The following is a 13417-nucleotide window of genomic DNA, read 5'->3' on the forward strand; positions in this document are numbered from 1 at the left end:
CACCCATCCTTAAACCAGCAAAGACACCGCCAACGGCAGCAGTACCGCCGTGGCCACGCCCATCAGACTCATGGCCAGCGCCGCAAAGGCGCCGCACTCCTCACTCTCCTGCAAGGCCACCGAAGTGCCCACCGCATGGGCGGTCATGCCCAGGGCCATGCCTCGCGCCTCAGGCCCATGAACGCCCAGGCGGTCGAGGATACTCGGGCCGAAGATCGCCCCGATCACCCCGGTAATCAGCACGAACACCGCCGCCAGAGCCGCGACGCCACCAATCTGCTCGGCCACCAGCATAGCGATCGGCGAAGTCACCGACTTGGGTGCCATGGTCATGAGGATCATGTGCTCAGCACCGAACCACCACCCCAGCAGTACCCCCAGGCTGGTGGCCAGCACCCCGCCCACCACCAGCGTAGTCAATATCGGCCAGAACAATTGGCGGATGCGCCGCAAGTTGAGGTACAGGGGCACCGCCAGGGCCACCGTGGCAGGGCCCAGCAGAATGCTCAGAATCTCGGTGCTCTTGCGGTACTCCGCATAACTCAAACCACAGCCGAGCAGCACACCGATCACCAGCAGCATGGACACCAGTACCGGCTGCAGGAACATCCAGCGAGTTTTCTCAAAGGCCGCCAGCACCAACTGGTAGGCGCCCAGGGTGATGCCGATGCCGAACAGCGGATGGTGAATCACCGCCGCCCAGGCGCCTTGCCAATCAACACTCATTGACTGTCCTCCCGGCGGGACTGGCGCTTGACCAGACGCTGCATCAGCACACCGACAAAGGCCATGGAGATCACCAGAGACAGCACCAGCGCGCCACTGATCGCCCAGAAGTCCGCGGCAATATCCCGGGCATAGACCATCACTCCGACCGCAGGCGGCACCAGTAACAGCGGCAGGTATCGCAGCAAACTGCTGGCTGCCAGGTTCAACGGCTCGCCCACTTCGCCGCGCACCACCAGAAAAACCAGCAGCAACAACAGGCCGATGATCGGCCCGGGAAGTACGGGCAACAGCAGATGATTGAGCGCCGTGCCGAGCAATTGGAACAGCACCAGCCATGTCAAACCGCGTAACAACATACCGCCTCTCCAGCCAGATCCCGTGGCGCATTATAAGCACGCAGGCGCTATGAACCGGCATTCGCCAAAAGCATGGATGTTTACCGGGAAGGATCGCCATGATGATCTAAAGTGGATACTTCAGACCACAAAGCACTGGGTCGAATACTAAAAAATCGTTGAACCAAGGAGAGTCTCAATGCCCTATGTTCCTGTTGCAGAGCTCAAAGATTATGTCGGGAAGGAACTCGGACGTTCCGCGTGGCTCACCATTGACCAGGAGCGTATCAACCTGTTCGCCGAAGCCACTGGCGACTTCCAGTTCATTCACGTGGACCCGGTCAAGGCAGCGAAAACGCCGTTCGGCACCACCATCGCCCATGGGTTCCTGACCCTGTCGCTGATCCCCAAACTGATGGAAGACATCCTCGTGCTGCCCGAGGGCCTGAAGATGGTGGTCAACTATGGCCTGGACAGCGTGCGCTTCATCCAGCCGGTGAAAGTCGACTCCAAGGTGCGTCTCAAGGTCGAACTGACCGACGTCACCGAGAAGAAGCCCGGCCAATGGCTGCTCAAGGCCACGGCCACCCTGGAAATCGACGGCGAGGAAAAACCTGCCTATATCGCTGAGCCTCTTTCGCTCTGCTTCGTCTGAAATGTCCCTGATGCGAAACAGCTCATGCTGTTTCGCTCAACCTCTCTATATATAAGTCACACCGCTGCGGCATACTCGGTCCCCTAATTATCCGGAACCCGTTATGCGCCCACTTGTACCCCTGGTCTTGACTCTCTTGCTCAGCGCTTGCGGAGACGGCGAATCGCTGTTGCCGCCCGATGCCCGACTGCCCGACGGCGGGCGCTATCGCGGCGACCTGGTCAATGGCCTGCTCCAGGGACAGGGACGCATCGACTACCCCAACGGCAGCTGGTACGCCGGCCAGTTCGACAAGGGCCAATGGCATGGCCAGGGCGAATGGCATGGCAGCAATGGCGAGGTCTATCGCGGCCAGTTCCAGCAAGGGCTGTTCCACGGACAAGGCACCCTGACCACCAAGGACAGCAGCTACAGCGGCGGCTTCAAACTAGGCCGCCGGGACGGCGAAGGCACCCTAAAAGAAGACGGCATGACCTATCGCGGCGAGTTCAAGGCCGACCTGTACTCGGGCCTGGGCCGCCTGGAACTGGAGGACGGCAGCCAGTACCAGGGGCAATTCGCCAAGGGCAAGCCCAATGGCGAAGGCCAGCGCAGCGATGCCAGCGGCAACCAGTTCAGCGGCAACTTCGTCAACGGCCAACTGGAAGGCAACGGCACCTTCAACAGCGCCGAAGGCGACATTTATGTCGGTGGTTTCAAACACAACCAGCTCAATGGCAAGGGCCGCTACGAAAACTCCGACGGCGACGTCTGGATCGGCCAGTTCAAGGAAGGTGCCCTGGGTGGCAAGGGCGAGCTGATCGGCGCCGATGGCAGCCATTATGTCGGCACCTTCAGCGACTGGCGCTTCAGCGGCGAAGGACGACTGAACCTCAGTGACGGCAGCTTCTACATCGGCGGCTTCGACAGCGACAACTACCAGGGCCACGGTGTGCTGGTGCTGCGCGATGGCAGTGTGCAAAGCGGTGTCTGGAGCAATGGCATGCGGGTTCGCGACGCCGACGGCAAACTACTGCCTGACCCATTGGAAACTGCTCTGCTGGTCCAGGGTCGCCTGCTCAAGGAGGCCCTCGATGCGGTGCCTGCCTCCAGCCCGACCATCGAACTCTATAGCCTGACCCTGGCCGGCGACGGCAAGCAGAGCGTCTTCCTGCGCGAAGCCGACTACGTCAGCAACATGCTCGCGAGCCGCTTCGGCGCCCACGGTCAGATCCGCCTGGTCAACCACCGGGACCACCTGATGAACCGGCCCATGGCCACCCGTGAGAACCTGCGCCGCGCCGCACAGACCCTGGCCGAACGCAGCGGCCCCGAGGACCTGGTGTTCATCTACCTCACCAGCCATGGCACCAGCGAGCACGAACTGGTGCTGGATCAGCCGCGCATGGAGTTGACCGACCTACCAGCCGATGAACTGGCCATTGCCTTGGCCCCCCTGAAAAACCGCGACAAGATCATTGTCATCTCGTCCTGCTACTCGGGCGGTTTCATCCCTGCGCTCAAGGACGAACGAACCCTGATCATGACCGCCTCCCAGGCCGACCGGGTGTCTTTCGGCTGTTCCGAAGAAGCCGACTTCACCTACTTCGGCGATGCTTTATTCGCCCAGGCACTGAACCAGACCGATGACCTGGAGCACGCCTTCAAGCTGGCCCGGGCGACAGTGGCCGAACGTGAACAGGCCGATGGTTTCGAAGCGTCAGAACCACAGATCTGGGCCCCCAAAGGCGTCATCGCGCATTGGCAACAATTGCGCAAACAGCAGGCACGAAAAGCGCTGCAAAGTGTCTCTATAGGCAGCAAGGAAGCACAGAGCAACTAAGCTGAAACAGTATCAAGGGGGAATGACTATGTACTTGACGCCTCAGCATATCCTGCTCGCCGGCGCCTCCGGACTAACCGGAGAGCATCTACTCGATCGCCTGCTCAACGAGCCCACCATCATTCGTGTTCTGGCACCCAGCAGACGCCCGCTAAGCAAGCACCCACGCCTGGAGAACCCCGTCGGCGATCCGGCGGTATTCCTGCCGCAACTGAGCGGCAAGGTGGAGATCGCCTTCTGCTGCCTGGGCACCACCATCAAGCAGGCAGGTTCCGAAGCGGCCTTTCGCGCCGTGGACCTGGACATGGTGGTGGCCTTCGGCAAACGCGCCCTGGAAATGGGCGCGCGGCACCTGATAGTGGTCAGCGCCCTGGGCGCCGACCCCAAGTCATCGATTTTCTACAACCGGGTCAAAGGTGAAATGGAAGAGGCCCTTAAACAGCAGGGCTGGCCACAGCTGACCATTTGCCGGCCGTCACTGCTGCTGGGAGACCGGATCGAACCGCGCCTGACCGAACAACTGGCCGGCCCGTTGTCGCGACTGATCCCGGGCAAGTACCACGGCATCGAGGCCTGCCAGTTGGCACGCGCCATGTGGCGGTTGGCCCTGGAAGAGCAAAGCGGCACTCGGGTCGTCGAATCCGATGAGTTGCGCAAGCTAGGTAAATGAAACACTCGCCGGCAAGCCGGTTCCTGCACATAGCTGCAGGAGCCGGCTTGCCGACGAACACTACAACCCACCCGTTGCCTGAAACCCCACCCCCAACACTGTCAGCACCGACAACGGCAGCAATAGCGTATCGAGCAGGGCACTGGCCGGCAGGTCTACTCCCGGATAGCTCGGTGCCTCGGCGCCAAAGCGGTCCATGGCACAGCAACCACCCTGCATGGCATAAAGATCCAGGCGCGTCCCCGAATACACCACCGGCGCCCCAGGTTGTGCGGCGTTCAAGGTGCGGACCGTGGCACAGCCCCCCAGCTGCAGGGCAGCCAGCAGCATCAGCAGGGATTTATTCATCGCTGCTCAAATGATGCTCGCCCCAGCGCGGCAACATGTCCTGGGGGATGTTCAGCAGATTGAGAATCCGCGCCACGACGAAGTCCACCAGGTCATCGATGGTCTGCGGCTGATGATAGAAACCCGGCGAGGCCGGCAGGATAGTCACACCCATGTTCGACAACTTGAGCATGTGCTCCAGATGAATGCTGGAGTAGGGAGCCTCGCGAGGCACCAGAATCAACTGCCGGCGCTCCTTGAGGGTCACGTCAGCAGCCCTCTCGATCAGGTTGTTGCAAGCCCCGGTAGCAATCGCCGACAAGGTGCCGGTGGAGCAAGGCACCACCACCATCGCCGCCGGCGAGCCGGAACCCGAGGCCACCGGCGACATCCAGTCTTCCTTGCCGTACACCCGGATCTGCCCCGCCGCCGCACCGGTGTACTCGGTGAGAAAGGCCTGCATCATCTGCGGCTTGGGCGGCAGGGTGACATCGGTTTCCGTGGCCATGACCAACTGCGCAGCCTTTGAGATCAGGAAGTGCACTTCCCGATCCTCACGCACCAGGCAATCCAGCAGGCGCAAACCGTACTGGGCGCCCGAGGCACCGGTCATGGCCAGGGTGATGCGTTCCGGGCCGTTGCTCATTGCAGTGCCTCGGCCAGTTTGCCGTGCAGGCCGCCGAAGCCGCCGTTACTCATGATCACCACCTGGGTGCCCGGCTTGGCCTGGCTTTTCACCCGTTCGATGATGCCTTCCAGAGAGTCGCTGACAATCGATGGCACCGAACACAAGGCCGCCGTTGCCGCCAGGTCCCAGCCCAGGTTGGCCGGTGCGTACCAGATCACCTGATCGGCCTGGTTGACGCTTTCCGGCAGCCCATCACGGTGGGCGCCAAGCTTCATGGAGTTGGAGCGCGGCTCGATGATGGCAATCACCGGTGCGTCGCCGACCCGCTTGCGCAGGCCGTCCAGGGTGGTGGCGATGGCCGTCGGGTGGTGGGCGAAGTCATCGTAGATGGTCACGCCATGCACTTCGGCGACCTTCTCCATGCGGCGCTTCACGCTCTTGAACGCACTCAGGCCAGCAATGCCCATCGACGGCACCACGCCAACATGACGAGCAGCGGCCAGCGTCGCCAGGGCATTGGCCACGTTGTGCTGCCCGGTCAGTTCCCACTCCACCACACCCTGGCTCACACCCTCGAACATCACTTCAAAGGCCGAACCGTCGGCACTGAGCAACTTGACCTGCCACTGACCACCGGCACCGGTGGTCTGCACCGGCGTCCAGCAGCCCATCTCGATGACCCGCTGCAAGGCCGGTTCGGTGGTGGGATGAATCACCAGGCCTTCGCTGGGGATGGTCCGCACCAGATGGTGGAACTGCCGCTCGATGGCTGCCAGGTCAGGGAAGATGTCCGCATGGTCGAACTCAAGGTTATTGAGGATCGCCGTGCGCGGGCGGTAGTGGACGAACTTCGAGCGCTTGTCGAAGAACGCGCTGTCGTACTCATCGGCCTCGATCACGAAGAACGGTGTGCCGCCCAGGCGGGCCGAAACGGCGAAATTCTGCGGCACCCCACCAATCAGGAAGCCCGGGCTCATGCCGGCATGCTCCAGTACCCAGGCCAGCATGCTGCTGGTGGTGGTCTTGCCGTGGGTGCCGGCTACCGCCAAGACCCAGCGCCCTTGCAGGACATGGTCCGCCAACCACTGCGGGCCGGAAACATAGGGCAGGCCTTTGTTCAGCACATACTCCACGGCCGGGTTGCCCCGGGACATGGCATTGCCGATCACCACCAGATCCGGAGCCGGGTCCAGCTGGGCCGGGTCATAGCCTTGAGTCAGCTCGATGCCCTGGGCTTGCAGCTGGGTGCTCATGGGGGGATAGACGTTAGCGTCGGAGCCGGTGACGTGATGGCCCAGTTCTTTAGCCAGAACCGCCATCGAGCCCATGAAAGTGCCGCAGATACCGAGAATATGGATGTGCATAGTCGACCTCATAAAACATCGGCGCAGGTTAGCCTAGAGGGCTGCAAATCGCACCCATTAGCTGACCGGGAGGCTGTTGCGTTTGCCGCCGCTGGCACAAGGCAAGCGGCCCTGTACCGGCAGTCACAGGTGCGGTTTAACGCGCAATACCGTGTTTGCGCAGCTTTCTATAGAGGGTGTTGCGGCTGACCCCCAGCTGTTCGGCGGTATGGGTCATGTGCCAGCGCTGTTGCTCCAGGGCTGCCAGTAGCGCAACCCGCTCGGCGTCCTCCAGGGGGCGCTCCTGCGCTTCGGCAACCGGCTCGGCAACCGGCGCCGGGCGGCTGTTGCGGATCAGCGGCGGCAGGTCTTCCAGACCAATGCGGCCGTTTTCACACAAGGCCGCCAGGGTTCGCAGGACGTTGCGCAATTGCCGCACGTTTCCCGGCCAGGAATAACTCAACAGGCTCTGACGCGCCGCTTCGTCCAGCACCACCGGTTGCCCGCCCGCCTCTTCGGCCAGGAGAAAGTCCAGCAACTGGGATTTGTCGCTGCGCTCACGCAGGGCCGGCAGCGCGATCTCAAGACCATTGAGCCGGTAATACAGATCCTCACGGAAACTGCCGTCGCGTACCCGCTCCAGCAGATCCCGGTGGGTGGCGCTGATGATCCGCACGTTGACCGATTGCGGCTCACCGCCAATCGGCACCACCAGGCGATCTTCCAACACCCGCAGCAAACGCGTCTGCAGGGCCAGGGGCATATCGCCGATTTCATCGAGGAACAAGGTGCCGCCATCGGCCTGCTGCAACTTGCCGCGCATGCCCTCCTTGCGCGCCCCGGTAAAGCTGCCGCCGCGATAACCGAAGAGTTCGCTCTCGATCAGGCTCTCCGGAATCGCCGCGCAATTGAGGGCGACAAAGGTTTTATCCGAACGGGCACTGCCCTGGTGCACGGCCTTGGCGAAAGCCTCCTTGCCGGAGCCGGTTTCACCATTGATCAACAGCGGCACATCACGCTCGAACACCCGCGAGGCCCGGCGAAAATCATTCTGCAGCCCTTCATCCCCAAGGCAGATGCTTGAAGTGCGCGGCGGCGTAACACCAGCCGGCACCCGCGGCGCAGGTTGCGATACCGGGTGCGGCTGACCGCGCAACAAGGCAAACAGACGCCGCCCATCCCGAGTACGCAAGGGCCAACTGGCGCTGGCATTGATGCTGGCGCGACTGAGCAATTCATCCAGGGAACAGTCGAAAAAGCTGTCCACCGGTTTACCCAGCAAGCCACCGCGAATATGCCCCAGCAGATTCAGGGCGCTCTGGTTCACCGCACAGATTCGCCCTTCGCCGTCAAACGCCAGCAAGCCCTCACTGAACAGCCCCACAGACTCCGCCTGCAGATGAAAGCGCAGCAGCCACTGGTTCTCGAAATAACGCAGGAAATAGCAGCTCTCGATCATTTTCGCCGAGAGATTGACCAAGGCCATGGTGTGGAACTGACTCTGCCGGGAAACGTCCTGACGCGCCGAGGACACATCCAGCACCGCCAGCAATTCGCCATGAGGATCGAACACCGGGCTCGCCGAGCAGGTCAGGCCAGTGTGCCGGCCACGGAAGTGCTCGCCCTGGTGAATGGTCAGCGACTGGCGCTCCACCAGGCAGGTGCCAATGCCGTTGGTGCCTTCCCGGGCCTCGCTCCAGTCGGCGCCCAGCCAGAGACCGGCGTGCTCGAAAATCTTGCGCTCGCTAGGGGCAGTGATGCAGTTGAGGATCACCCCCCGGGCATCGGTCAGCAGCACGGCATGGCCCGCGCCGGACAACTGCTGGTGCAGGTTGGCCATCTCGGTGCCGGCTATTTGCAGCACATCCTGCAGGCGTTCGCGACTTTCCAGCAGGCGACCATGCTCCAGCACTGTGGGAGCCATGGCCTGGGCCGGATCAAGGTGATAGTCCTCAAGGCAGCGCAGCCAGGAGCGAGCAATGGAAGGATCGCTGCCGGGGCCCTGCAAATGGGCTTTACCCTGGGCCACCGTCAGCACCTGCTGGGCATGTCGACTCAGATGATTACTACTGTGCATTTCTTATTATTCTCCTGATGCGCTGTCACGCTCAGACGGAACACTGGCGCCGCTGCCGGCCGCAATCGGCCCTGTAAAGAAGGACAGACCATCAGATCTATCCGACAAGATTCGACACGCGAACCAGCATCCTCCAGCCGCTGTTTCATTGCAATGCCGGCTTGACCCATGAGTCACAGCTTGTGCCATCCAGGTTACAAACTGTCACTCGGTGCCGTACCAGATTCGTCACACGCGGCCGTTGGCACTGCTTCGAAACATCCGCAAACCCTTGATTCATATGGCCTGCACCCCACTGGCCCGACCTTTGCTCTACGCTTGGTATGCGCTATAGCGCGTCCTCCCCCATAAGCATAAAAGCCAGGAGATACCCACCATGCGTTACGCACACCCCGGTACTGAAGGCGCTATCGTTTCGTTCAAGAGCAAGTACGGTAACTACATCGGCGGCGAATTCGTTGCGCCAGTCAAAGGCCAGTACTTCACCAACACCTCGCCGGTCAATGGCCAGCCGATTGCCGAGTTCCCCCGCTCCACCGCCGAAGACATCGACAAGGCGCTGGACGCCGCCCATGCCGCCGCCGACGCCTGGGGCGCCACCTCGGTACAGGCCCGCTCGCTGATCCTGCTGAAGATCGCCGACCGCATCGAACAGAACCTGGAACTGCTGGCCATCACCGAAACCTGGGACAACGGCAAGGCGGTACGCGAGACCCTGAACGCCGACATTCCCCTGGCCGCCGACCACTTCCGCTACTTCGCCGGTTGCCTGCGGGCCCAGGAAGGCAGCGCCGCGGAAATCGACGGCAACACCGTGGCCTACCACATCCATGAACCACTGGGCGTGGTCGGGCAGATCATCCCGTGGAACTTCCCGATCCTGATGGCCGCCTGGAAACTCGCCCCAGCCCTGGCTGCCGGCAACTGCGTGGTACTCAAACCCGCCGAGCAGACCCCACTGGGCATCACCGTACTGATGGAAGTGATCGGCGACCTGCTGCCACCGGGCGTGCTCAACGTGGTGCAAGGTTTCGGCCGTGAAGCCGGCGAGGCCCTGGCCACCAGCAAGCGCATCGCCAAGATCGCCTTCACCGGCTCGACCCCGGTGGGCTCGCACATCATGAAATGCGCCGCCGAGAACATCATTCCGTCCACCGTGGAACTGGGTGGCAAGTCGCCGAACATCTTCTTCGAAGACATCATGCAGGCCGAACCGAAGTTCATCGAAAAGGCCGCCGAAGGCCTGGTGCTGGCGTTCTTCAACCAGGGTGAAGTCTGCACCTGCCCATCCCGTGCCCTGGTGCAGGAATCGATCTACGACGAATTCATGCAAGTGGTGATGAAGAAGATCGAGCAGATCAAGCGCGGCGACCCGCTGGACACCGACACCATGGTCGGCGCCCAGGCCTCCGAGCAACAGTTCGACAAGATCCTCTCCTACCTCGACATCGCCAAGAACGAAGGCGCGCAGCTGCTCACCGGCGGCAAAGTGGAGAAACTCGAAGGTGACCTGTCCAGCGGCTACTACATCCAGCCGACCCTGCTCAAGGGCACCAACAAAATGCGCGTGTTCCAGGAAGAAATCTTTGGCCCGGTGGTCAGCGTCACCACCTTCAAGGACGAAGCCGAAGCCCTGGCGATTGCCAACGACACCGAGTTCGGCCTGGGTGCCGGGGTCTGGACCCGCGACATCAACCGCGCCTATCGCATGGGCCGCGGGATCAAGGCCGGCCGCGTCTGGACCAACTGCTACCACCTGTACCCGGCCCACGCCGCGTTCGGTGGCTACAAGAAGTCCGGCGTTGGCCGTGAAACCCACAAGATGATGCTCGACCACTACCAGCAGACCAAGAACCTGCTGGTGAGCTACGACATCAACCCGCTGGGCTTCTTCTGATCGACCCTCCCGGCGACCCAGGTCGCCGGGAGGCCTTTTGGCGGCCTTGCCGCACTTGTTCACCTGCTCTGATCCGGTGCCGAAGGCTTGCCGGACGGGACACTGCTGTCGGAAGTTCTGCGCCAAACCAGTCGTGCACAGACCCTGCTTGAAAAACAATAACAAGGGACAAACGCAATGGATCAGATCGGCAACTACGTGCTCTACCTCATCATGCTCTGCGCCGTAATCGGTGCCTTCGCCGCCATCTATGACAGCGAGCGAGGCTTGGGCAAAGAATTCATGGAAGGCATTCATGCCACCGGCTACATCTTTGTGCCGGCCGCAGGGATCATGGCTTCCATTCCCTACCTGACGGTGGTCATCGAGACCGTCTTCGGTCCGTTCTTCAACTCCCTGGGCGCCGATCCGGCCCTGGCGGCGACCATGATCATCGCCTCGGACATGGGTGGCTATCAGCTGGCCTCGGCCCTGGCCGCCAGCAAGGAAGCCCTGGTGATGGCCTTGATCACCGGCTTCATGGGCGGCGCCACCATCGTCTTCTCGATCCCCATGGGCCTGGCGATGCTCGACAAGCGCGATCACAAGTACATGGCCCTGGGAATCATGTCCGGCATCCTCACCATCCCCGTCGGGGTGATGATCGCCAGCCTGATCCTGGCCTTCAGCAACCCGGTGGTACGCGAACTGGTGAGCACCAACGGTGAAGCCAGCTACCAACTGGCCCTGGGCCTGGGCAGCATCTTCGCCAACCTGCTGCCGATCCTGATCTTCGTCGTGGCCCTGGCCCTGGGCCTGCGCTTTTTGCCGGACATGATGATCAAGGGTTTCATCATCTTCGGCCGCGCCATGGACGCGGCCATCAAGCTGGTGCTGGTGTTCTCCATCGTCGAATACTTCACCGGGGTCTTCTCCGCGGTATTTGGCGGCTGGGGCTTCCACCCGATCATCGCCGACGCCCAAGACCAGACCCGCGCCCTGGAAACCGCCGGCTACATCGGCATCATGCTGGCCGGCGCCTTCCCCATGGTCTACCTGCTGCGCAAATACCTGGGCAAGCCTCTGGAAAACCTCGGCGGCAAGATCGGCTTGAGCGCGGTGGGCAGCGCCGGCATGCTGGCGACCATCGCCAACATCCTCGCCATGTTCCGCCTGGTGCGCCTCATGCCGCCCAAGGACAAGGTGGTGAATATCGCCTTCGGCGTCTGCGCCGCCTTCCTGCTGGGGGACCACCTGTCCTTCACTGCCAACTTCCAGCCCACCATCATCCTGCCGGTACTGATCGGCAAGCTCTGCGCCGGCTTCGTCGCCGTCGGCCTGGCCTACTGGCTGTCGGTGCCCAAGGCGCTGCAACTGGAAGCCCAGGATCGGGCCGCGGGGATCATCGCCCCGGGCGAGTACCTGGGCGGCACCGCGCTGGACACACCGGAACCTGCCGGCCAGAAGGCCACCGCCTGACTGCGGCGCGGCGAGGAACGCCTGCATGCAAGCCATCACGGGCGGCGCATCGGTACTGCTGCTGGGGCTGGACTTCGGGTCCACCACCAGCAGCGCGCTGATCGCCCAGGCCAGCCTGAGCAGCCACTGCATCACCGGACGCATGGCCCTCAACGAGCCACGGGTGCTGTTTCGTGGCGAGCCGGTGTTCACCCCGTTCAAGGACCAGGTCATCGATGAGGCCGCGATCCGGGCCCTGATCGAAACCTGGCTCGAACAGGCCGGCGTAAGCCCGCAACAGCTGTTTTCCGGTGGTGTGATCATCACCGGTCTGGCGGCGCGGCGGCACAACGCCCAGGCCCTGGCGCAACTGGTCGGCCAATTGATCGGCAACGCCCTGATCACGCGCGCCGACGACGGCGGGCTGGAGTCCTGGCTGGCCTTCATGGGCAGTTGTTCGGCGCTGAGCCGCTTCCACGCTCGGCAACCGATACTCAACCTGGATATCGGCGGGGGCACCACCAACGCCGCCTGGGGCCTGGATGGCAACGTCCTGGCCAGCGGCTGCCATTTCATCGGGGCCCGGCACTTGCAGTTCGAGCCGGGCAGTTATCGTCTCAGCGGCGTATCGGAGTTCGGTCAGGCACTGCTCGATCACCTGGCAATCCACAAGAATTCCGGACAAGTCCTCGACCGTGCGGAGCTGGACGCGGTGATCGACTGGTACGTCGACGCCCTGGTAGCCATTGCCGAAGGTGATCGCTCGTTCTTTGCCAGCCCGCTGGGCCAGTTGACCGAGCAACTGCCGCTGATCCTCCCCGAACATAACGCCGCCCCAGCCCTGACCTTTTCCGGTGGTGTGGGCGAGCTGCTCTATCGCCACCTGCAAGGCGAACCCATGCCCGGCACCACCTATTACGGCGATCTGGGCATCGATCTGGCCCTGGCCATTGCCCGCCACCCGCGACTGGTGCAGGCGGCCACCCGGCTGGTGCCGGAAAACCGCGGCCGGGCCACGGTCTACGGCCTGACCCTGCACAACACCGAGATTTCCGGCAGCACCCTGTTTCTGCCCCAGCCCGAGGTGCTGCCGCTCAAGGACCTGCCCATCGTCGCCCGGCTGCCCATGGATGCCACCGAGCAGCAACTGGACGACGCCCTGGCCCTGGCACTGAGCAGCTGCGACGGCGCTTGCCTGCAATTGCTCGACAACGGCCAGGCGCCACGACTGGAAGACATCCGACAGCTGGGCGCACGCCTGGCCCGCGCCCTGGAGCAAGCACGACCCGCCCCGCACTGGCCGCTGGTGCTGCTGTTGGAAAGCAACGTCGGCAAGGTCCTGGGCAACTACGCCACGGATTGGGGGCGCAGTTCTTGCAACCTGATCGTCATCGATGAAGTACGCGAGCGTTCAGCACACTTCATCAACCTGGGAAAACCCCACCAGCACATCGTGCCCGTCGCCTTCTACGGCGTGCACTGAGCCGATGCCGGCCA

12 protein-coding genes are annotated in these 13417 nt (G+C 62.6%); 6 read left to right on the forward strand and 6 right to left on the reverse strand.

All coding sequences use genetic code 11. The features are described 5' to 3' along the window. Positions 1–9 precede the first annotated feature (9 nt). Entirely contained in the window at positions 10–726 is a 717-nt protein-coding gene (locus WIN67_RS27130; protein ID WP_102882337.1) for an LrgB family protein, read from the reverse strand. Next, the gene (locus WIN67_RS27135; protein ID WP_110596251.1) at positions 723–1085 is read right to left on the reverse strand and encodes a CidA/LrgA family protein; all 363 of its coding nucleotides are present in this window, start codon (positions 1083–1085) and stop codon (positions 723–725) included. Before WIN67_RS27135 ends, WIN67_RS27130 begins: the two co-directional genes overlap by 4 nt. 178 nt (positions 1086–1263) lie before the next feature. Here WIN67_RS27135 and WIN67_RS27140 point away from each other — a divergent pair, with 178 nt between their 5' ends. The 3 genes from WIN67_RS27140 (at position 1264) to WIN67_RS27150 (ending at position 4211) form a co-directional block, all read left to right on the forward strand. Next, positions 1264–1719 (forward strand): MaoC family dehydratase, encoded by a 456-nt coding sequence (locus WIN67_RS27140; protein ID WP_102865338.1) that lies wholly within the window; start codon positions 1264–1266, stop codon positions 1717–1719. Between the two features lie 103 nt (positions 1720–1822). Further along, positions 1823–3541, forward strand: a complete 1719-nt coding sequence (locus WIN67_RS27145; RefSeq protein WP_102882339.1) for a C13 family peptidase — start codon at positions 1823–1825, stop codon at positions 3539–3541. A gap of 28 nt (positions 3542–3569) precedes the next feature. After that, positions 3570–4211, forward strand: a complete 642-nt coding sequence (locus tag WIN67_RS27150) for an oxidoreductase (RefSeq protein ID WP_102865336.1) — start codon at positions 3570–3572, stop codon at positions 4209–4211. Positions 4212–4271: 60 nt separating this feature from the next. On the opposite strand, the gene WIN67_RS27155 is transcribed toward WIN67_RS27150, so the two are convergent. From WIN67_RS27155 to WIN67_RS27170, 4 genes are all read right to left on the reverse strand, one after another. After that, complete coding sequence (locus tag WIN67_RS27155) at positions 4272–4559, reverse strand: YceK/YidQ family lipoprotein (protein WP_102865335.1); 288 nt, start codon at positions 4557–4559, stop codon at positions 4272–4274. Continuing rightward, positions 4552–5184: a flavin prenyltransferase UbiX gene (gene ubiX / locus WIN67_RS27160; protein ID WP_102865334.1), complete on the reverse strand. Its 633-nt coding sequence runs from the start codon at positions 5182–5184 to the stop codon at positions 4552–4554. Before ubiX ends, WIN67_RS27155 begins: the two co-directional genes overlap by 8 nt. Next, on the reverse strand, positions 5181–6530 hold the full coding sequence (mpl, locus tag WIN67_RS27165) for a UDP-N-acetylmuramate:L-alanyl-gamma-D-glutamyl-meso-diaminopimelate ligase (RefSeq protein ID WP_102882340.1): 1350 nt from the start codon (positions 6528–6530) through the stop codon (positions 5181–5183). Before mpl ends, ubiX begins: the two co-directional genes overlap by 4 nt. A gap of 136 nt (positions 6531–6666) precedes the next feature. Next, a complete protein-coding gene (locus WIN67_RS27170; protein ID WP_102882341.1) occupies positions 6667–8586 on the reverse strand; it encodes a sigma-54-dependent Fis family transcriptional regulator in 1920 nt (639 codons plus the stop codon). Between the two features lie 376 nt (positions 8587–8962). Between WIN67_RS27170 and WIN67_RS27175 the strand changes: the two genes are divergently transcribed. The 3 genes from WIN67_RS27175 to WIN67_RS27185 all read left to right on the forward strand — a co-directional run bounded on the left by WIN67_RS27175 (position 8963) and on the right by WIN67_RS27185 (position 13403). Next, the gene (locus WIN67_RS27175) at positions 8963–10483 is read left to right on the forward strand and encodes an aldehyde dehydrogenase family protein (RefSeq protein ID WP_011063687.1); all 1521 of its coding nucleotides are present in this window, start codon (positions 8963–8965) and stop codon (positions 10481–10483) included. 177 nt (positions 10484–10660) lie between these two features. After that, complete coding sequence (eutH, locus tag WIN67_RS27180) at positions 10661–11941, forward strand: ethanolamine utilization protein EutH (protein ID WP_213665088.1); 1281 nt, start codon at positions 10661–10663, stop codon at positions 11939–11941. Between the two features lie 25 nt (positions 11942–11966). Beyond that, complete coding sequence (locus WIN67_RS27185; protein ID WP_339070286.1) at positions 11967–13403, forward strand: ethanolamine ammonia-lyase reactivating factor EutA; 1437 nt, start codon at positions 11967–11969, stop codon at positions 13401–13403. Positions 13404–13417 lie beyond the last annotated feature (14 nt).

Origin of the sequence: Pseudomonas idahonensis (genome assembly GCF_037903935.1) — a bacterium.
GTDB lineage: Bacteria > Pseudomonadota > Gammaproteobacteria > Pseudomonadales > Pseudomonadaceae > Aquipseudomonas > Aquipseudomonas danubii.